Origin of the sequence: Weizmannia sp. WK01 (genome assembly GCF_025905465.1) — a bacterium.
GTDB lineage: Bacteria > Bacillota > Bacilli > Bacillales > Bacillaceae_C > Weizmannia > Weizmannia faecalis.
In genome coordinates, this window is sequence record NZ_CP109616.1 from 2,614,389 (window position 1) to 2,633,301 (window position 18,913).

At 48.8% G+C, this 18,913-nt stretch carries 19 protein-coding genes; 3 read left to right on the forward strand and 16 right to left on the reverse strand.

The window, feature by feature from the left end:
- Positions 1–3 precede the first annotated feature (3 nt).
- The 15 genes from yunB to OF158_RS12670 all read right to left on the reverse strand — a co-directional run bounded on the left by yunB (position 4) and on the right by OF158_RS12670 (position 16,326).
- A complete protein-coding gene (gene yunB, locus OF158_RS12600) occupies positions 4–726 on the reverse strand; it encodes a sporulation protein YunB (protein WP_035184145.1) in 723 nt (240 codons plus the stop codon).
- 287 nt (positions 727–1,013) lie between these two features.
- Complete coding sequence (locus tag OF158_RS12605; protein ID WP_014097532.1) at positions 1,014–1,316, reverse strand: YunC family protein; 303 nt, start codon at positions 1,314–1,316, stop codon at positions 1,014–1,016.
- 185 nt (positions 1,317–1,501) lie between these two features.
- On the reverse strand, positions 1,502–2,872 hold the full coding sequence (locus tag OF158_RS12610; protein WP_035184143.1) for a bifunctional metallophosphatase/5'-nucleotidase: 1,371 nt from the start codon (positions 2,870–2,872) through the stop codon (positions 1,502–1,504).
- 264 nt (positions 2,873–3,136) lie between these two features.
- Positions 3,137–4,534, reverse strand: coding sequence for a Fe-S cluster assembly protein SufB (gene sufB / locus OF158_RS12615; RefSeq protein ID WP_035184141.1), 1,398 nt, complete (start codon positions 4,532–4,534; stop codon positions 3,137–3,139).
- A 6-nt stretch (positions 4,535–4,540) separates the two neighbouring features.
- Positions 4,541–4,984: a Fe-S cluster assembly sulfur transfer protein SufU gene (gene sufU, locus OF158_RS12620; RefSeq protein ID WP_014097529.1), complete on the reverse strand. Its 444-nt coding sequence runs from the start codon at positions 4,982–4,984 to the stop codon at positions 4,541–4,543.
- Complete coding sequence (locus OF158_RS12625; protein ID WP_026683851.1) at positions 4,974–6,203, reverse strand: cysteine desulfurase; 1,230 nt, start codon at positions 6,201–6,203, stop codon at positions 4,974–4,976. Before OF158_RS12625 ends, sufU begins: the two co-directional genes overlap by 11 nt.
- A complete protein-coding gene (sufD, locus tag OF158_RS12630; RefSeq protein ID WP_017552017.1) occupies positions 6,203–7,513 on the reverse strand; it encodes a Fe-S cluster assembly protein SufD in 1,311 nt (436 codons plus the stop codon). The genes OF158_RS12625 and sufD overlap by 1 nt, the downstream gene beginning before the upstream one ends.
- A gap of 16 nt (positions 7,514–7,529) precedes the next feature.
- On the reverse strand, positions 7,530–8,315 hold the full coding sequence (sufC, locus tag OF158_RS12635; RefSeq protein ID WP_035184137.1) for a Fe-S cluster assembly ATPase SufC: 786 nt from the start codon (positions 8,313–8,315) through the stop codon (positions 7,530–7,532).
- 333 nt (positions 8,316–8,648) lie between these two features.
- On the reverse strand, positions 8,649–9,005 hold the full coding sequence (locus OF158_RS12640) for a hypothetical protein (protein ID WP_035184135.1): 357 nt from the start codon (positions 9,003–9,005) through the stop codon (positions 8,649–8,651).
- Between the two features lie 247 nt (positions 9,006–9,252).
- Positions 9,253–9,561 carry a thioredoxin family protein gene (locus OF158_RS12645; RefSeq protein ID WP_035184133.1) on the reverse strand — a complete coding sequence of 103 codons (309 nt, stop codon included), beginning with the start codon at positions 9,559–9,561 and terminating at the stop codon, positions 9,253–9,255.
- A gap of 57 nt (positions 9,562–9,618) precedes the next feature.
- Positions 9,619–10,002 (reverse strand): glycine cleavage system protein GcvH, encoded by a 384-nt coding sequence (gcvH, locus tag OF158_RS12650; RefSeq protein ID WP_017554848.1) that lies wholly within the window; start codon positions 10,000–10,002, stop codon positions 9,619–9,621.
- 70 nt (positions 10,003–10,072) lie between these two features.
- Positions 10,073–10,432, reverse strand: a complete 360-nt coding sequence (locus OF158_RS12655; protein ID WP_014097522.1) for an arsenate reductase family protein — start codon at positions 10,430–10,432, stop codon at positions 10,073–10,075.
- A gap of 103 nt (positions 10,433–10,535) precedes the next feature.
- Complete coding sequence (locus OF158_RS12660; RefSeq protein WP_014097521.1) at positions 10,536–12,320, reverse strand: acyl-CoA dehydrogenase FadE; 1,785 nt, start codon at positions 12,318–12,320, stop codon at positions 10,536–10,538.
- 264 nt (positions 12,321–12,584) lie between these two features.
- Positions 12,585–13,763, reverse strand: coding sequence for an acetyl-CoA C-acetyltransferase (locus OF158_RS12665; RefSeq protein ID WP_014097520.1), 1,179 nt, complete (start codon positions 13,761–13,763; stop codon positions 12,585–12,587).
- A 178-nt stretch (positions 13,764–13,941) separates the two neighbouring features.
- Positions 13,942–16,326, reverse strand: a complete 2,385-nt coding sequence (locus OF158_RS12670; protein ID WP_035184130.1) for a 3-hydroxyacyl-CoA dehydrogenase/enoyl-CoA hydratase family protein — start codon at positions 16,324–16,326, stop codon at positions 13,942–13,944.
- Positions 16,327–16,524: 198 nt separating this feature from the next.
- Here OF158_RS12670 and OF158_RS12675 point away from each other — a divergent pair, with 198 nt between their 5' ends.
- The 3 genes from OF158_RS12675 (at position 16,525) to OF158_RS12685 (ending at position 17,647) form a co-directional block, all read left to right on the forward strand.
- Entirely contained in the window at positions 16,525–16,656 is a 132-nt protein-coding gene (locus tag OF158_RS12675; RefSeq protein ID WP_013860151.1) for a YuzL family protein, read from the forward strand.
- 70 nt (positions 16,657–16,726) lie between these two features.
- Positions 16,727–16,981 (forward strand): hypothetical protein, encoded by a 255-nt coding sequence (locus OF158_RS12680; RefSeq protein WP_014097518.1) that lies wholly within the window; start codon positions 16,727–16,729, stop codon positions 16,979–16,981.
- Between the two features lie 318 nt (positions 16,982–17,299).
- Complete coding sequence (locus OF158_RS12685) at positions 17,300–17,647, forward strand: spore coat protein (RefSeq protein WP_014097517.1); 348 nt, start codon at positions 17,300–17,302, stop codon at positions 17,645–17,647.
- 35 nt (positions 17,648–17,682) lie between these two features.
- Here the strand turns inward: OF158_RS12685 and OF158_RS12690 are convergent, their stop codons facing one another.
- A complete protein-coding gene (locus OF158_RS12690; RefSeq protein ID WP_014097516.1) occupies positions 17,683–18,837 on the reverse strand; it encodes an FtsW/RodA/SpoVE family cell cycle protein in 1,155 nt (384 codons plus the stop codon).
- Positions 18,838–18,913: the final 76 nt, after the last annotated feature.

Below are 18,913 nucleotides of genomic sequence, written 5' to 3' on the forward strand. Positions count from 1 at the left end.
TTTTTATTTCGTGTTTTTTGGCAGTTCGATGAGCGGCTGCGCTCCGCCACCGTTTCCATTATAAAATTGCGGGACATCGCCATTATAGTTACCCATTGCAAGCGGGACATCATGTGTATAGGTGATGACATCCGATGCAAACGGGATAATGACCTGCATTTTGATTTTGATTTCAACATAAATATAAAAAAATGCGTTGTTAATGCCATATTCTTCTTTTTTCACTTTAATATTGGAGCTTTCAACATCCCCCACCATTTGAAAGGTCACGGGAATATCCGGACCCATGTTTCCGAGCAGAGCAATATCGGTCACTTTCCCAAGCGGAACGGAAAAAATTTCAGGTTCTGATTTTTTCTTTTTCCCGAGCATGCCGTCGTTTGATATTTCTTCAAGAGACGTAATGTCTCCTTCTTCCACTTCTTTAAACTGGCGGGTAATCTGGTTTTCAATTTCAGACTGGGTGGCGGCCAATTCCCGCGGGTCAATCGTATCCAACTTGCTGTTTTTTCCGCCGCTCACATGGTCTTTGATCGCTTCGTTCGTGACATATGAGGCGATTTTTTTCATTTCTGACTCGGCGTACCGCATTAAAGTAGGTTTTATGCCTTCATCAATAATAACAATGCTGATAATGGTGGTAACCGTAAAAAATGCGATGGAAAGCAAAAGCACGTACCGCGTCGGCAAGGGTCCCCGCCGTTTTGAGGTGCGGAATTTTCGCATAAAAAATCCCCCCTGCAAGCAAATGTATGTCTGCATAAGGGGGATTATGATCATATTAAAAAGCGTGGGTCCGGATTGTTGTGCTGAAGGACATTTTATGCTTTCAGGCACAGTGGTTTGTCTTTCATGATCTGGATGAAGGACATTTCGCTGGTTCTCGGCTCATGTTTTGTCTTTCATCGCCCTGATGAAGGACATTTCGCCACTCCTCGCACTCCGTTTTGTCCTTCATCACACGGGAAGGACGAATGCAACATCATCTTTAGTGTTTCAACCTAATCGAACGTTTAAATCATTTTTAACAATGCTTGTTTCCCGATCATGCCGGCGGTAACCCCGATCTTTTCCGCTTCATGGGTGACCGACTCGAGCGGTGCTTCCAGCAATTGTTCGATCGTCTTCACACCGACTGCCCTGCCGGCGATAATATGGCGGTCCTTTAGTTGATCATTCAACAAGCCCACATCGAGCGCGCCGCACATAATATAGCCTTTGTCGCACGATACGGCCAGCAAGGTTGTTTTCGGCAGCCGGACAGTTGTCGCGATAAACGTATGCCCTCCGATCTCAACAGGTGTTACGGTTACCATTTCCATCCGCCCCTTTCTTTCATATTTTATGAAAAGAGCGGTGAAAAGTGCCTGCCAGCCAATGTGCTGCCATATTACATCCCAAATTCGATCTTTGGAAACTCCATTGACCGTCGCTGCTTCTAAGAAGCCAGGAAACTGCCATTGATTCATTGCTACATTGCTTTGCACATGGGCATTTCATCCTACTGACCATATTCCTGCAATAACTTCCATTCCATCACATCACGCAAAAATTCCGGCATAAAATAATGGATTTTCGCCTCCCGGATATGCGGGAAAAAGTCGCCAAATGTATACATATCAATCGTACCAAGCCTGTAGATACGATCCGGTTCCAGCGGCCTGCCCCCCACCTCTATTTTCCGCAAAGCATGATTGAAACCGATATTCCGGTAAATAAACCGGCCCATGATTTTCCCGCGGAAGCCGAGCCCCTTCAGCTCCAGATGCGGCCATTTCGGGTCGAGCGTTGAAAGAAGTACTTCCTGAAGTTTTTCGCCCGTCAGCTCGATCAGACACGGGTTAATCGGATGCGGGAGAATCCGGTGGAGATCAAATTTCGTGACCGGCCCGTGTTCCAGACTGTCAAGCACAAGGCCGGCATTCAAAAATGCGCAATCGGCATCGCACCATTCCATGACCGCATCACAAAGCAGGCCCGTAAGCCGGTTTTCCTTGAACCAGTCCGATTCCAGTTTTTCCGGTAAATACACGAGTTTTTGATTCAATAATTTTTTTCCTTCAAAATAATAATGTTCAATCTCGGCCGCTTCTCCGGGCGGTTCCTGGAAGTTCCCGGTCGGTAAAGCACGGGCTGACTGATAGACGATTTTTTTGGCAGCCGGATCGATTTCAAGCTTGACATGCCCGATATAATAGCCGTATTTGCCGGCTGCCGCAAGAAGCGTCCGCCCGTCCAGTTCACCTTTTGCCAACACATGGTGCGTATGCCCGCCCAACACAAGGTCCACTTCCGGGTACAGCTTTGCAATAAGGCGGTCTTCATGAATGCCGAGATGCGATAAGACGATGAGGATATCCGCCTCTTTTTTTAAAATATTCATTTGTTTCCCTAGTTCTTCCAGTGGATTAGAAAGCTGCCAACCCAGCAGCCGGTACAGTTTATAAAATCCTGCTGTCACACCGGTTACCCCGATTTTGACACCGCTTTTTGTCGTGTACAGTTTCCGCGGCACTGCCCACTGCGGCCGTTTCCCGTTTTCATCGAACAGGTTGGCAAGAATCACGTCAAATTGTGCTTCCTCATACAATGTGTCTAGCGCCTCGTGCGGCATCGTAATCCCTTCATTATTTCCAATGGTCGCAGCCAAGTACCCCAGTTGATTTAAAAGCCGGACATTTGCCTTGCCCATGGTCCCTTCTGTATACGGATGCCATCTGTCGACATGGTCGCCGAGGTCAAACAGCAGCATCTCTTCATTTTGCCGGGCATGCTGCGCCTGTTTCCGCTCAAGAAAATGCCGGATTTTCGGCCAGTTTTCAAAATGGCTGTGGATATCATTTGTATGGTATATATGTAAAATTTCGTTCATATTTGGTCCCCTTATCATCATGAGGGTAATCTCGTCATGCGGTTTCATACGGCCGCTTTTTATCCTTTATGCTTATGCAGTTTATTTTACCACGATTTTCAAATTGGCGCCCCATGAAAAAACAGCCGTGCGGAATCCGCAAGCGGCTGTTTTTTCTGCCATCACCGTCTAAAACTAGGCTTTACAGCAATATATGAGGGGTGATTTGTGGGTAAATCGCACCCCTACGTTCAAAAACTCTCTATAACCGTTGATATATCAAGGTTATCCAATCGAACCTTCCATTTCAAACTTGATCAAACGGTTCATTTCGACGGCGTATTCCATTGGGAGTTCTTTTGTGAACGGTTCGATGAAGCCCATAACGATCATTTCCGTTGCTTCCTGTTCGGAAATGCCGCGGCTCATCAAGTAAAAGAGCTGTTCTTCCGACACTTTTGATACTTTTGCTTCGTGCTCCAAAGAAATATTGTTGTTTAAAATTTCGTTGTAAGGCACGGTATCTGATGTGGACAGGTGATCCATAATCAGCGTGTCGCATTCGACATTGGAACGCGCGCCGTCCGCTTTCCGGCCGAAATGCACCATGCCGCGGTACGTGACTTTTCCGCCGTGTTTTGAAATCGATTTGGATACGATCGTGGACGACGTATTCGGCGCAAGATGGTACATTTTCGCGCCGGCATCCTGGTGCTGGCCTTTTCCGGCGATCGCGATCGACAGCGTCATACCGCGCGCCCCTTCGCCTTTCAGCAGCACGGAAGGATACTTCATCGTCAGTTTTGAACCGATGTTGCCGTCAATCCATTCCATTGTCGCATTCTCTTCACATACGGCGCGTTTCGTTACAAGATTATAAACGTTGTTCGCCCAGTTTTGGATCGTCGTATAACGGCAATACGCATTTTTCTTAACGATGATTTCAACGACTGCGCTGTGGAGCGAGTTTGTCGAGTAAACCGGCGCCGTGCAACCTTCGACATAGTGGACGGAGGCACCTTCGTCAACGATGATAAGGGTCCGTTCAAACTGCCCCATATTTTCCGAATTGATCCGGAAATAAGCTTGCAGCGGGGTATCCACTTTTACACCCGGCGGAACGTAAATGAAAGATCCTCCCGACCAGACAGCCGAGTTTAAAGCCGCAAATTTATTGTCCGTCGGCGGAATGACGGTTGCCCAGTATTTGCGGAAAATATCTTCATTTTCTTTTAAAGCGGAGTCCGTGTCTTTGAACACAATCCCGAGTTTTTCGAAATCCTGCTTCATGTTATGATAAACGACTTCCGATTCATACTGTGCGGAAACGCCGGCCAGGTATTTTTGTTCCGCTTCCGGAATGCCAAGTTTATCAAATGTATTTTTGATTTCCTGTGGTACTTCATCCCACGAACGGCCGGCATGTTCCGTCGGTTTGACGTAATACGTAATGTCGTCGAAATTTAACGCGGAGAGATCGCCGCCCCATTGCGGCATCGGTTTATTGTAAAAGTGTTCAAGAGACTTCAGACGAAAATCAAGCATCCATTGCGGTTCTTCTTTCATTTTTGAAATTTCTTCCACAATTTCTTTCGTCAATCCGCGTTTTGCACGGAAAATGGAAACGTCTTTATCATGAAAGCCGTACTTGTAATCACCGATTTCCGGCATTTTTTTAGCCATCAGCCATCATTCCTCCAATCCTTTTTCGCTTCTTACCCCTTTTTCCATTGCTTTCCATGCCAAAGTTGCACATTTGATCCGGGCAGGGAATTTGGATACGCCGTGTAACGCTTCAATATCGCCAAGATCTTCAGCCTCTTCATAGTCTTTTCCCTGCACCATTTCCGAGAAAATGTGGGAAAGTTTCAGCGCTTCGTCTACTGTTTTTCCCTTTACGGCCTGCGTCATCATGGAGGCCGATGCCATCGAGATGGAACAACCTTCACCAGTAAATTTCGCATCTTGGATGAGGCCGCCCTCCACTTTCAATGTCAAATGAATCCGGTCGCCGCAAGTTGGGTTATTCATATCGACTGTCAGGCTTCCATCTTCCAAACTGCCCCTATTCCGCGGATTTTTATAATGGTCCATAATCACACTGCGGTAAAGCGCATCAAGATTAGAAGACATTTGTAAAATACTCCTTTGCTTTCACGATACCGGCAACAAGTTTGTCAATATCTTCTTTCGTATTGTATAAATAAAAGCTTGCACGTGCGGTCGCTGTCACGTCCAGCCATTTCATCAACGGCTGTGCGCAATGGTGGCCCGCGCGGATCGCAATGCCTTCCGCATCGAGGATGGTCGCGGCATCATGCGGATGCACGTTTTCTAAATTAAACGTCACAAGGCCGGCGCGTTCGTCTGCGCTTTCCGGGCCGTACACCGTAATCCCTTCTATTTCAGAAAACTGACTGAGGCAATAGGCACTTAAATCCTGTTCATGCGCCGTAATTTCATCAAGCCCGATTTCTTCGAGAAAATCGATGGCTTCCCCGAGCCCGATTGCACCGGCAATCACCGGAGTGCCGCCTTCAAACTTCCACGGAAGTTCTTTCCAGGTGGAATCGTACAGGCCGACAAAATCAATCATTTCGCCGCCGTATTCAAGCGGTTCCATCTCTTCAAGCAGCGCCTTTTTGCCGTACAGGACGCCGATGCCGGTCGGACCGCACATTTTGTGACCGGAGAAAGCAAGAAAGTCGCAGTCAAGATCCCTTACGTCCACTTGCATATGCGGCGCACCTTGGGCGGCATCGACGACCATGTAAGCACCATGGCTGTGTGCGATTTTCGCTATGTCTTTTACCGGGTTAATGGTGCCAAGCACGTTTGAGACAAGCGCTGCAGCCACGATTTTCGTCCGCTCCGTAACCGTTTTTTCCACATCTTCAAGTCGCAGCGTACCGTTTTTTTGCATCGGCACATATTTCAAAACGGCGCCTTTTCTTTTGGCGAGCTGCTGCCACGGGATGAGGTTGCTGTGATGCTCCATGTAGGTAATGACGATCTCATCGCCTTCCTGCACTTGTGCATCGCCGAAACTGTGGGCAACAAGGTTCAGCCCGGCTGTCGTCCCTTTTGTAAAAATGATTTCTTCCGTTGATTCGGCACCGATAAATTTGCGGACTTTTTCGCGCGCGCCTTCGTAATGGTCAGTCGCTTTTGTCCCAAGCGTATGGACGCCGCGGTGAACGTTCGAATTATATTCACGGTAGTATTGGTTGACGGCTTCAATGACACGGAGCGGCTTTTGTGAAGTCGCAGCACTGTCTAAATAAACAAGCGGGTGGCCGTTTACTTCCTGGTCCAATATGGGAAACTGCCGGCGAACTTCATTGATATCCATTATCTGACTTTCCTTTCAATGACTTCCGTCAATTGTTTTTTTACACTTTCGATCGGGAGCTGTGTGACAACCGGTGCAAGAAAGCCGTGGATGATCAGCCTTTCCGCTTCATTTTTCGAAATCCCGCGGCTCATCAAATAGTAAAGCTGAACCGGATCGACACGGCCGACAGATGCGGCGTGACCGGCCATCACATCATCTTCATCAATGAGCAACATCGGGTTTGCATCGCCGCGCGCTTTTTCGCTTAGCATGAGCACGCGCGATTCCTGCTCAGCGTCCGATTTGCTCGCGCCGTGCTCGATTTTGCCGATCCCGTTAAAAATCATCGTCGACGCGTCTTTGACAACGCCGTGTTTTAAAATAAAGCTTTCTGTATTTTTCCCGAAGTGGGTAATGCGCGTCGTAAAGTTTTGCGTCTGCTTGCCGCGGCTGACCACAACCGTTTTGGAATGGGAAACGGATCCGTCGCCCACAAGGTTGGTCGTATTATCTGAAATCGTATTGCCGTCGTTCATCATGCCGAGCGCCCATTCAATTTGGGCATCGCGCCCGGTGTAACCGCGGCGGTTCACATATGTGGTGACCCCTTTTGCAAGCGTATCAACCGCGCCGTATTCGATCTTTGCATTGGCGCCGGCAATGACTTCCGTTATGATGTTCACAATGCCTTTCGCGCCATCGTTTGCCGAAATATAGTTCTCCACATAGGTGACGGCACTGTTTTCTTCGGCAACCACCAGCACATGGTTGAAAAGCGGTGCCGTTTCATGGTCGTGCACATAAATGGCCTGAACCGGTTCTTCAAGCACAACATTTTTTGGCACATATAAGAATGTCCCGCCGTTCATGAGTGCAGCATGTAGTGCCGTCAAACGGTGTTCATCGACTTTAACCGCCTCTGTCATGAAAAATTTTTGGACAAGCTCCGGATGTACTTTGACCGCTGTCAATATATCGGTCAAAATGACGCCTTGTGCTTTTGCGCTTTCCGACAAGGACAGATAAGCCGGTGTCTGGTTATGCTGGATATACAAATTTTGCTTCGCGTTTTCGAGATCCACGAGCGCCTTCACTTTTTCCGGCAATTCGTTCAAAGCGCTGTAGGTTGTGCTTTCCACGCTAAAATCGGTAAATTGTGTAAAGTTCCACTTGTTCAGTTTTGTCTTGTCCACTTCCGGAAGCGGCAGGACCTGGGCCCGGGCGAATGCCTGGAGGCGGAACTCCTTCAGCCATTCCGGTTCACCGTTTTGTTCGGAAAAGGTGCGGACATCTTGCTCGTTCATTGCTAATTTCGTTTCTGTCATCAAGTCTCTCGCCCCCTGCTTAAGCTTCCTGGCCGACCGTTTCGTCTTCGATGCCAAGTTCCTGTTTAATCCATTCGTAGCCTTCCGCTTCAAGGCGGTTTGCCAGTTCAGGGCCGCCCGATTTGACGATGCGCCCTTGCATCATGATGTGGACAGCATCCGGTGTAATATAGTCTAACAAACGTTGATAGTGAGTAATGATGATGCATCCGAAATCTTCGCTGCGCATCGAGTTGATGCCTTTTGCGACAACTTTCAATGCATCGATGTCAAGGCCGGAGTCGATTTCATCGAGAATCGCAATTTTCGGTTCAATCATCATAAGCTGCAAAATCTCGTTCCGTTTTTTCTCGCCGCCGGAAAAGCCTTCATTCAAATAGCGTTGCGCCATATTTGTATCCATTTCAAGAAATTCCATCTTTTTGTCGAGCTCGCGGATAAATTTCATCAGCGGGATTTCATTGCCTTCGCCGCGGCGCGCATTGACCGCCGAGCGCAAAAATTCCGCATTTGTCACGCCGCTGATTTCGCTTGGATATTGCATCGCGAGAAACAGGCCGGCTTTCGCACGTTCATCGACTTCCATTTCCAGCACATTTTTTCCGTCAAGCGTGATGGTCCCTTGGGTAACGATGTATTTCGGGTGCCCCATAATCGCTGAAGACAGCGTCGATTTCCCTGTTCCGTTCGGGCCCATGATCGCATGAAATTCACCGCTGTTTACTTCCAGATTGACCCCTTTTAAAATTTCTTTTCCCTCTACTTCGACGTGAAGATCTTTTATTACGAGTTTTGATCCTGCCATAAAAAATTCCTCCGTTGTTAATATTCAGATCCAATTTATTCTCAATTTATTCTCATTATTATTTTATAACAAATGAAAACTATGCGCAACTAGTAAAAACCTGTGGATAACCATGGCATGCCATCTTTTTTCCGCGGTTTTCCGGTCTTGCTTATTCATTAATAATAGCACAAAATAGAGCCGGTATAAAATTCCTGATACAGATTTCTTGAATTTCCCTGGATTGCGCATTGGGAATCCAGGCAGCCGCCTGAAACGGCATAAAAAAAGCCGGGATTTGTTTTGCAATCCCGGTTATGCTGTGATTCTCATTTTCAGTCTGTTATTTGATAATCAGGCGGATCTGGCTTTGCTTTTTGGCACAGGTTGCGGAGCTCCCGCAAGCCAGAATAAAGATTCCAGCAATAAAAAATGGCGATACGTTCCCCTGTACCGGAGTTCGCCCATTTTCAGAAATGTCCCGAGGCGCGCACGGCGGGACAGAAGCTGTTCGAATTGCCGGAGCGCCATTTCCAGTTCAAAATCCGCTTTGCCGGTTTCAAGCTGCACGCAACACTCCTTGGAAAAAGCAACGAGCAAGCATTCTTCCCCTGTGCGGAACGATACGGTAACAGGCACCGCCGGCAGCAGCATCCGCAATTGTTTTTTCCGTGCCAGGCTGTTCAGGAAAAACTGGATGGTCCGTTTCATGGCAACACGCTCCAATCCTCATTTCCTTTACCTATTCTGCACGGGTAGCGCTGATCCTGCCGGAATCGTTCAACAAATCGCGCGCTTTTCCGGCCGGTTTTGGCGGCAATGCTCGAACAGTGTCTGAAAAAAGTTTTTTCTGCGGTTTGAACGGCGTTTTTGCGCAAAAGCCTGCCCGTTTTTTTCCGCCATGCAAGCGGTGTTTCCGTTTATGAATGCCCAAATCGGATGTTCCGCCGTTTTCTCATTAAAAAGAAGACAATTTTTCAAATAATGCCGGGACGGATTGAAAAGCGTACACTTTGTCTATTGCTTTCCCGTTTTCAAGGAGGAGCAGGCACGGCACGCTTTCGATCTTGTATTTTTCCGCCATTTGTGGCACGTAATTCAGATTGGCTTTGGCATAAGGAAAGCGGGTGACGGCCTGTTCTGCAATCTCCAGCATCCTCCCCGCCAGCTGGCATGTGCCACATAATGGCGTGTAAAAGTACAGGGCGAGTTTTTCTTCCTGCAAAATCCGTTCCTCCAGTTGTTTTTCCCTTGTCCAGTCCTGCATGGCAATCCATCCTTTACACAAAAAGGCACCGCAGCTTGGAGTGCAGTGCCAGTTATTTTATGCTTCGTTGATCATTTCCTCGTACTGTTCCGCCGTCAGCAAATCATCCAGTTCAGCAGAGTCGGCCGGTTCAACGACAATCATCCACGCTTTTTCATACGGGGATTCGTTGACGAATTCCGGGTTATCGCTCAAGTCGGCATTAACCGCAACGACTTTGCCGCTGACCGGCGCGTACAGTTCCGACACCGTCTTCACGGATTCGACACTGCCAAACGGTTCTTTCGCCGAAACTTCATCGCCTTCTTCTGGCAGTTCAACAAATACGATATCGCCGAGTTCGGCCTGGGCAAAATCAGTGATGCCGATCCGGACATGGCCGTCTTCTTCTTTCACCCACTCATGATCATCCGTATACCGCAGTTCTTCAGGTACCGCCATCTCAATCCCTCCGTTATGTATCCGTAATAGCCTTCAGTTTTAAATTACCGAAAAACAGCGCTTAAATCAATCACTTTTTCAGCAATTTTTCATACGCATCCTCTTTAAATCCGAACACGGCAAAGGCATCGCCTGCAAGAATCGGCCGTTTGATCAGCATGCCGTCGGAAGCCAGCAGTTCAAGCGCTTCTTCTTCGCTCATTTCCGGGATCTTGTCTTTCAAACCGAGTTCGCGGTACTTCTGCCCGCTCGTGTTGAACAGCCTTTTGATCGGCAGCCCGCTTTTTTCATAAAAGTCCTTAAGAAGTGCTTTTGAAGGGGGATTTTCGACAATGTGCACCGCTTCATAGGCAACGTCATGTTCGTCCAACCATTTTTTCGCTTTCCGGCAAGTCCCGCATTTCGGATACCAATAGAAAGTAAGGGCCATTTTTGTCCACTCCTGTCATCTTGTCTTATCTGTATGTTAGCTGATTTTTCCCGGCGATGCAAAAGAAAAGGGACTCCGGCCGGGCCGGAAATCCCTTCTTTTATTACAGCACATAGCGTTCTGCATCGATCAATTTATCCGCGGCTTCGCGTTTTTTCGCAATGACATTGGTTGGCGTATGGCGCGTCAGCTTGCGGAGGGCGGAAAGCGTCATTTGCAGCTGGTCGCCTTCAAGGCAGGCTGCGAGCGATTCTTTTGCAATTTGTTCGCATTGATTGAACGCTTCCTGTGTGAAAATTTGGGTATACAGCAGTTTTTGGTTCTGTTTTTCGGCACCATCTTTGTTGATTGCTTTTTCCGTCCGAAGCACGCACGATTCTGCCGCATATATATTCGAAACGAGATCTGCCACGTTGGCAAGCAGTTCCTGTTCGTTTTCGAATTTTTTGCCGTACGTTTGCAACGCAGTGCCTGCGACGAGCAGGGCGATCTTCTTCATGTTGCGGACGAGGTATTTTTCCTGTTCAAGCGGCGCGTCGCCGACTTGTTCCGGCATCATCATCATGAGTTCTTCCTGCAGGCTTTGCGCTTTTTGTAACAGCGGCAGTTCCCCGCTGAACGCTTTTTTCACGTATGTGCCCGGTACGATCAGGCGGTTGATTTCGTTTGTTCCTTCAAAAATGCGGTTAATCCGGGAATCGCGATAGGCACGCGAGACTTCGTATTCGTCCATAAAGCCGTAACCACCGTGGATTTGCACCGCTTCATCAACAACATAATCGAGCACTTCAGAAGCGAAGAATTTGTTCAGCGAGCATTCAATCGCATATTCGGCGATCGCATTGGCCACTGCCCGCCCGTCTTTTTCTTCTTCCGGTGTAAAGTGGCTCATTCTTTCATCGAACAATCCGACTGTCCGGTAGACGGAGCTTTCGGCTGCATACAGTTTCGATGCCATCGTGCCGAATTTTTCTTTTGTCAGGTTAAACTGCGAGATCGGTGTTTTGAACTGCTGGCGGCCGTTCGCATATTTTAAGGCGATTTCAAGCACGTGTTTGCTGGAGCCGACCGCGCCGACGCCTAATTTATAACGACCGATGTTTAAAATGTTAAACGCGATTTTATGCCCTTTGCCGATTTCCCCAAGCACGTTTTCAACCGGAACCGGTACGTCTTCCAGGATAAGCGTTCTTGTGGAAGAAGATTTGATCCCCATTTTCTTTTCTTCCGCTCCCGTTGAAACGCCCGGGAATGTGCGTTCCACGATAAAGGCCGTGAACTTGTCGCCGTCAACCTGCGCATACACGGTGAAAACATCAGCAAATCCGGCGTTCGTGATCCACTGTTTTTCTCCGTTTAAAATATAATGCGTGCCGGCTTCGTTTAATCTTGCAACCGTTTTGGCGCTCCGTGCGTCCGAGCCCGAGCTTGGTTCCGTTAAGGCATAAGCCGCAAGCCATTCGCCGGTTGCGAGTTTCGGCAAATATTTTTTCTTTTGTTCCTCGTTGCCGAACAAAACGATCGGAAGCGAACCGATGCCGACGTGCGCGCCGTGGGAAATGGCAAAACCGCCGACTTTTGCGAGCTTTTCGGAAATCAGGGCGGAGCTTACTTTATCAAGGGCGAGACCGCCGTATTCTTCCGGGACATCGGCGCTCAAAAGCCCGAGTTCGCCTGCTTTTTTCAACAATTTGACAGAGCGGTCAAATTCATGGTTTTCCAGATATTCAATTTGCGGGACCACTTCATTGTTCGTATAGTCTTCCGCCGTTTTGGCGATCATTTTTTGTTCTTCTGTCAGCTCTTCCAGCGTAAACACTTGGTCCGGTGTGATGTCCTCAATTAAAAAACTGCCGCCTTTTACAAATGCATCCGTTTTGTTTGCCATTTACAATTCCTCTCCTTTTTATCTATAATGATCGGCCGCAGATGTGCTCCGCGGCTCTTATTTCCATTAATAACGATTCAACAGGCGGATCCGGCTCCGGCGTTTTGCCTTTAGAAACAGCTGATCCGCTTTTTACCATGGTCCGGTGTTTTGCCGTTCGGAACCGGCTGCTCTGCTTTTGGCCCCGGCATCTATCCATTTCATGATCCGGTATCTGACGTTGCTATTTGAAACCGGCTAGCCGCCTGGTTCGGCTCACTGCAATCAGGACACGAGCTCAAACACACCTGCTGCACCCATGCCGCCGCCGATACACATCGTGACGACGCCGAACTGCACGTTTCTGCGCTTCATTTCATGGGCAAGCGTCAAAGTCAGCTTGGCGCCTGTGCAGCCGAGCGGATGGCCGAGGGCAATTGCGCCGCCGTTAACATTGACGATGTCTTCATTAAGGCCGAGCTGGCGGATAACCTGGATGGACTGGGAAGCAAAAGCTTCATTCAGTTCGAACAACCCGATATCCTCAAGGCTCAACCCTGCCAGTTTCAAAGCTTTCGGCACGGCTTCCACCGGGCCGATCCCCATGATTTCAGGCGGCACCCCGGCAACGGCGAACGAGCGGAATTTCAACAGCGGCTTAAGCCCGAGTGATTCAGCCTTTTCTTTATCCATGAGCATTACTGCAGCCGCGCCGTCGCTTGTTTGCGACGAGTTCCCGGCCGTTACGGTTCCGGTTACCGAGAATGCCGGGCGCAGTTTTCCGAGCGTTTCTACATTTGTATCCGGCCGGACCCCTTCATCCTGCGAAAAGACGACTTTCTTTTCAACAAGTTTGTTGTCTTCGCCGACCGAACGTAATGTGACCTCAACCGGCACAATTTCGTCTTTGAATTTGCCTTCTGCAATCGCTTTTGCCGCTTTTTGGTGGCTGCGCACGCTGAAGGCATCCTGGTCTTCGCGGCTGACGCCGAATTTTTTGGCGACTTCTTCGGCCGTATGCCCCATGCCCATATAATATTCCGGCGCAGTTTCTGCAAGTCGTACATTCGGGCGGACGACATGCCCCATCATCGGGACAAGGCTCATCGATTCCGCACCGCCGGCAATGATCGTGTCAGCGTGGCCGAGCATGATCCTTTCGGCGCCGTAAGCAATCGCCTGCAGCCCGGATGAGCAGTAGCGGTTGATCGTAATCGCCGGCACCGTATCCGGCAATCCTGCTAGGGCCCCGATATTGCGTGCCATATTGAGCCCCTGTTCCGCTTCCGGCATGGCGCAGCCGATAATCAAATCATCAATATTTCCTTCATAGTTGCCGGCGCGTTTTAACGTTTCTTTTACGACAAGTGCACCTAAATCATCCGGCCGTGTTTGTGCGAGCGTCCCTTTTTTTGCTTTGCCGACCGGTGTTCTCGCCCCTGCAACAATGACAGCTTCCCTCATCACATTCCCCTCTTTCCGTGTTTTTGTAAAAGGCCCCTTCATCACCGCATGGGGTGATGAATCGGGGTTTTCCCATATACAGCCGCTTTCCTTGGGAGAACCCCTTTATGTTGTATGCGAAAAATTTGGACGGAATCTTTTCCTGCCAGAGGATCGGCATTCGCCAATCCGTGTGGCTTTAATTCCGTAACGGTTTTCCTTTTAACAGCATGTGTTGCATCCGCTGCTGTGTTTTCGGCTGTGCAATCAGGCTCAGGAACGCTTCCCTTTCCAAATCGAGCAAGTATTGTTCATCCACTTTTGTCCCGAACGGCACTTTCCCGCCTGAAAGCACAAAGGCGATCTTTTTCGCGATTTCAAGGTCATAGTCGGAAATATAGCCCGACAGATGCATTTGCTGTGCCCCGAGCAACAGCGCCGCATAACCGGATTCACCTGTGACCGGCACTTTTTCGCGGACAGACGGTTTGTACCCTGCGTCAGCAAGGCGTAGCACAGCCTGTTTTGCATCATAAATCAGATGGTCCTGGTTAAAGCTGACGCCGTCCGTCCGGTCAAGGAAGCCGGACTCGCGCGCTTCTTCAGCAGAAGTGGACACTTTCGCCATTGCAATCGTTTCAAATACCTTGTTCACGACATTTTGCAAGTCAAACTGTACGCCTTCCGGAATGTTTTTCAAATGCTTGATGTACAGCTCTTTGTTACCGCCGCCGCCCGGAAGCAGGCCGACACCGGTTTCGACAAGGCCCATATACGTTTCGCTTGCCGCCTGGATATGCGCCGTATGCAGGCACACCTCCGCGCCGCCGCCCAAAGTCATCGCAAACGGTGCTGCAACAACCGGTTTTTGGCTGTATTTGATCTTCATCATCGTGTTCTGGAACTGGCGGACGACCATGTCAAGTTCAAAGATATTGTCATCCTGCGCTTCCATCAGCATCAAAGCAAGGTTTGCGCCGACACAGAAGTTTTTGCCCTGGTTGCCGATCACAATCCCTTTGTAATGATTCTCTGCTTCGTCCACGGCATAATTGATCATTTGCAAAATGTCGAGCCCGATTGCGTTGCTTTTTGAATGGAATTCAAGCAGCAGCACCCCGTCGCCGATGTCGATTAAGCTTGCGCCGGCATTTTCTTTCAGCACTTTGCCCTGCGTTTTCAAAGTTTTGAGATTGACTTCTTTCGGATTGGCTGGAACCGGCTTGTATGCTCCGTTGTCATAGTACGAGACAGCGCCGTTTTCTTCTTTGTAAAAAGACGTAAAGCCTTTTTCCAGCATGCCTTTCACCCAGCCGGGCACTTGAAGGCCGTCCTGCTCCATTTTTTGCACGGATTTTTCAACGCCGATTGCATCCCATGTTTCAAACGGGCCGAATTTCCAGCCGAAGCCCCATTTCATCGCCTGGTCGATGGCGAGAATATCGTCGGCAATCACGCCTGAAAGTTCTGCCGAATACACAAGGCAAGGCGCGAGAATATTCCAGAGCAGCTGTCCGGCACGGTCATCCGCATACACAATCGTTTTGATTTTATTGGCGGTTCCTTTTGCCTGCCGGGCCGCTTCCAAAGAAGCCGCTTTCATTTTCGTGCGTTCGCCGTATTCCAGTGTTTCCGGATTTAATTCATAGATTTCTTTTCCTTTTTTTTCATAAAAGCCTTTGCCGGTTTTGCTGCCAAGCCAGCCATTTTCAACGAGTTTGTGCATGAATGCCGGCACTTTAAAAACTTCTTTTTCTTCGCCTTCCGTTTTTTCATACACGTTATTCGCAACATGGACGAACGTATCGATCCCGACCACATCGAGCGTCCGAAATGTTGCGCTTTTTGGCCGGCCGATCACCGGGCCTGTCACGGAATCGACTTCGCCGACCGTGTAGCCGCCTTTCATCATCTCCCGCACGGTGACAAGCAGGCCGTATGTACCGATGCGGTTGCCAATAAAGTTTGGCGTATCTTTTGCAAGCACGACGCCTTTTCCGAGCACGTCCTCGCCGAACTGCTTCATAAATGAAGTGACGTCCGGGTCGGTGTCAGCGGTCGGGATCACTTCGAGCAGTTTCAAATAGCGCGGCGGGTTAAAAAAGTGGGTCCCGAGAAAATGCTTTCTGAAATCTTCGCTCCGCCCTTCTGCCATCGCTTCGATCGAAATGCCGGATGTGTTTGAACTTACAATGGTCCCCGGCCGGCGGAAGCGTTCCACTTTTTCAAATACTGATTTTTTAATATCCAAACGTTCTGTGACCACTTCAATTATCCAGTCTGCTTCTTTCAGCCGTTCAAGGTCGTCTTCCAGGTTGCCCGCTTCGATGAGCGCGAGGCTTTTTTTCGATGTGAGCGGGGCCGGTTTTTGTTTTAACAGCTTCTTGAGCGCAGACTGGCTGAAGCGGTTTCGGACGGCTTTGTCCTCCAATGTGTACCCCTTTGCTTTCTCCGCTTCCGTGAGTGCGTTCGGGACAATGTCGAGCAAAAGTACCGGAATCCCGATGTTTGCCAGATGTGCGGCGATGCCCGATCCCATTACACCGGAACCGATGACAGCCGCTTTTTGAATGGTATACCGCATAGTGCATCCCCTTTCTTTTTGAATGAATGCTCATTCATTAAGCGCTTAAAAAAATAACGCTTTCATCTTTAATAATAATATATACGAATTTTTTCATTCTATCAATCACTTCATCTCAAAAAATCGCCATTTTTTAAAATTTTTTATATGTCTAGCCGTTTTGGGCAAGCTAAACGAAAAGCGTGGGGAGGTGAACCAATGGCAAAGCTAAAGAAAAATCCGTCAAAAGCGGGTGTGAGCGCGGCAAGCGTAAAAGGCAATGCCGGCCCGACAGTGGAGCGTGACGGCGGCGGAAAAGTAAACAGCCAAAACAACCAGTACAAAAAATAAGCAGGCGGCTGCATAGGATCCGCAGCTCATTCAAACAATAAAGGAAGACTTGGATAAAGGAGGAAATGGAATGCAACAACAGCCTTTTTCACAGCAGCAAAACGGGCAAACGGTTTACAACGCCCCACCCGATGTCATGTCAACAAAAGATTTGGCCTATGTGGATGATATGCTGGCCTGGAATCTGCTGGCGATGAAAAAAGCGCATGATGCGGCAACGCGCTGCCAGGACAATGAATTGAAAGCTGTTTTTGAAGCATGCGGGCAAATGCACCAGCGCCACTACAACCAGATTTTGGGTCATTTGAAAAGCCACTTGCAATAACAAAAACGAATGCCAGCCCGCCACAAAAAGCGAACCCTGCTTTTCCCGTTCATAAAGGGCATGCGTTCGCAGCCGGAAAGGGGCAGGTACCCCGCTCCGGAATGCGCGCACAGCTCGGGCCAAAGAAAAAAGCAGGCTGTCCGTCCGGGGCAACCGCACTTCCCGGCCTGAATTGGCCGCCCCGGCAACCGTGATTAACGGAAAACGGGCGCTGCCCCGTCCGAGCCCTGGCAGGCGAATCTGCACGTGTCTCGCGGCAGAGATACCTAAATGCGGAACGCGCATAATACGACCATTTTAAAAAAGGAGGTACAACATTTGGATTCCCAACAACAGCAGCAGCAAAAAATTCAAAACCCGAAGACACAATTTCCTGAAACACCAGAAATGAACGACCGCGATCTTGCCAATGACCTGCTTTCGATGGAAAAATATATGACCGCTTCTTATAATACTGCTATGAACGAAGCGAGCCACGAAAAACTGTATCGCGATCTTCTGACCATTTTTACGGAAACGCAGAATGAGCAGCGCAAATTGTATGAGACGATGTTCCAAAAAGGCTGGTACAGTATGGAAGCGGCAGAACAGCAAAAACTGCAACAGTCTTTCCAGCAGCACCAAGGCTACGCTTCGCAATTCCCGTACGGCGGGCAGGTGCAATAGCCGCAAAAAACAGGCGGCACGATGCCGCCTGTTTTTTATTTTTCGTTAGAAAACATATATTTTCTGTAATGGTAACGGATTGAAAAAATAAATCCGACCGCAAGCATATTCCCCATCAGCGAACTCCCACCGTAGCTGATAAACGGCAGCGGGATCCCGGTAATCGGCAGCACCTGGATCGTCATGCCGATATTTTCAAACACATGGAACGTAATCATCGCAATGACGCCTGCGCAAATGTAGGAATAAAAATCATTTTTCGTCTCAAGCCCTGCTTTTATAATATGGTAAATAAGCATAAAAAACAGGCCAATAACAATGCTCCCGCCGATAAAGCCGAACTGCTCGCCGATCACGCTGAAAATAAAGTCCGTCTGGTTTTCCGGAAGGCTCACTTCAGTTGTGCCAAGCCCCTTTCCAAACGTCTGGCCGGAACCAATGGCCAAAAGGGACTGAATCAGGTGGTAGCCGTCTGTATTGGAATAGTTATAAGGATCAATCCAGGCATAGATCCGGCCAAACTGGTACGAACGGACGCCAAGATATTTTTCGAGAAGTGCCGGCTGCCAGAGGACGAGATAAAAAATCAATCCTGCCAGTGCCGCGCCGCTGCTAAAAATCGGAAGCAATAGTTTCCATGTGATGCCTGACACAAATACAAGCCCGAAAAATATCGCAATAAACACAAGTGACGTTCCCAAATCCTGCCCAATGGTCAACATGAGCGGCACAAACAAGCAGATGCCGAGTTTCACAAACAGCCAGAAATCCGATTTTACTGACCGGTTCAGCACTTTTTCATTATGATCGGAAATAAGGCGCGCCATTGCTAAAATTAAAAATGGCTTCATGATTTCAGAAGGCTGGAATGTCCCAATTACCGGAAACACAAACCAGTTTTTCGCCCCATTACGCTCCGGGGCAATGCTGGCTGGTGCCAGGATCAGCAAAATCAACAGCAAAATCCCGAACCCGTAACCGTACCACGATATTTTTTTCAGCTGGTCGGAGTCAAGGCGGATCACCAATGCGATAATGATCGCGCCGACCACATAGTTGATGACTTGTTTTATCAGAAAGCTGCTGTCAGCCGTATAAATGGCAACAAGGCTGACAATGCAGAACAACATCAGCGTTAAAACCAGCCCGTAATCAATTTTAGAACCTTCATCCCGCGAAGACAATTCCATCACCTGACTTCTCAATGCCGGAACCGCCGGCCGTAAAATAAAATAAATGATACGGATCCTTCAAAACAACTGACCC

Excerpts from the sequence above, each read along its gene's own strand:
- yunB (WP_035184145.1), bottom strand. The coding sequence starts at position 726 with ATGCGAAAATTCCGCACCTCAAAACGGCGGGGACCCTTGCCGACGCGG.
- OF158_RS12605 (WP_014097532.1), bottom strand. The coding sequence starts at position 1,316 with ATGGTAACCGTAACACCTGTTGAGATCGGAGGGCATACGTTTATCGCG.
- OF158_RS12610 (WP_035184143.1), bottom strand. The coding sequence starts at position 2,872 with ATGAACGAAATTTTACATATATACCATACAAATGATATCCACAGCCAT.
- sufB (WP_035184141.1), bottom strand. The coding sequence starts at position 4,534 with ATGGCTAAAAAAATGCCGGAAATCGGTGATTACAAGTACGGCTTTCAT.
- sufU (WP_014097529.1), bottom strand. The coding sequence starts at position 4,984 with ATGTCTTCTAATCTTGATGCGCTTTACCGCAGTGTGATTATGGACCAT.
- OF158_RS12625 (WP_026683851.1), bottom strand. The coding sequence starts at position 6,203 with ATGGATATCAATGAAGTTCGCCGGCAGTTTCCCATATTGGACCAGGAA.
- sufC (WP_035184137.1), bottom strand. The coding sequence starts at position 8,315 with ATGGCAGGATCAAAACTCGTAATAAAAGATCTTCACGTCGAAGTAGAG.
- OF158_RS12640 (WP_035184135.1), bottom strand. The coding sequence starts at position 9,005 with ATGAAACGGACCATCCAGTTTTTCCTGAACAGCCTGGCACGGAAAAAA.
- OF158_RS12645 (WP_035184133.1), bottom strand. The coding sequence starts at position 9,561 with ATGCAGGACTGGACAAGGGAAAAACAACTGGAGGAACGGATTTTGCAG.
- gcvH (WP_017554848.1), bottom strand. The coding sequence starts at position 10,002 with ATGGCGGTACCTGAAGAACTGCGGTATACGGATGATCATGAGTGGGTG.
- OF158_RS12655 (WP_014097522.1), bottom strand. The coding sequence starts at position 10,432 with ATGGCCCTTACTTTCTATTGGTATCCGAAATGCGGGACTTGCCGGAAA.
- OF158_RS12660 (WP_014097521.1), bottom strand. The coding sequence starts at position 12,320 with ATGGCAAACAAAACGGATGCATTTGTAAAAGGCGGCAGTTTTTTAATT.
- OF158_RS12665 (WP_014097520.1), bottom strand. The coding sequence starts at position 13,763 with ATGAGGGAAGCTGTCATTGTTGCAGGGGCGAGAACACCGGTCGGCAAA.
- OF158_RS12670 (WP_035184130.1), bottom strand. The coding sequence starts at position 16,326 with ATGCGGTATACCATTCAAAAAGCGGCTGTCATCGGTTCCGGTGTAATG.
- OF158_RS12675 (WP_013860151.1), top strand. The coding sequence starts at position 16,525 with ATGGCAAAGCTAAAGAAAAATCCGTCAAAAGCGGGTGTGAGCGCGGCA.
- OF158_RS12680 (WP_014097518.1), top strand. The coding sequence starts at position 16,727 with ATGCAACAACAGCCTTTTTCACAGCAGCAAAACGGGCAAACGGTTTAC.
- OF158_RS12690 (WP_014097516.1), bottom strand. The coding sequence starts at position 18,837 with ATGGAATTGTCTTCGCGGGATGAAGGTTCTAAAATTGATTACGGGCTG.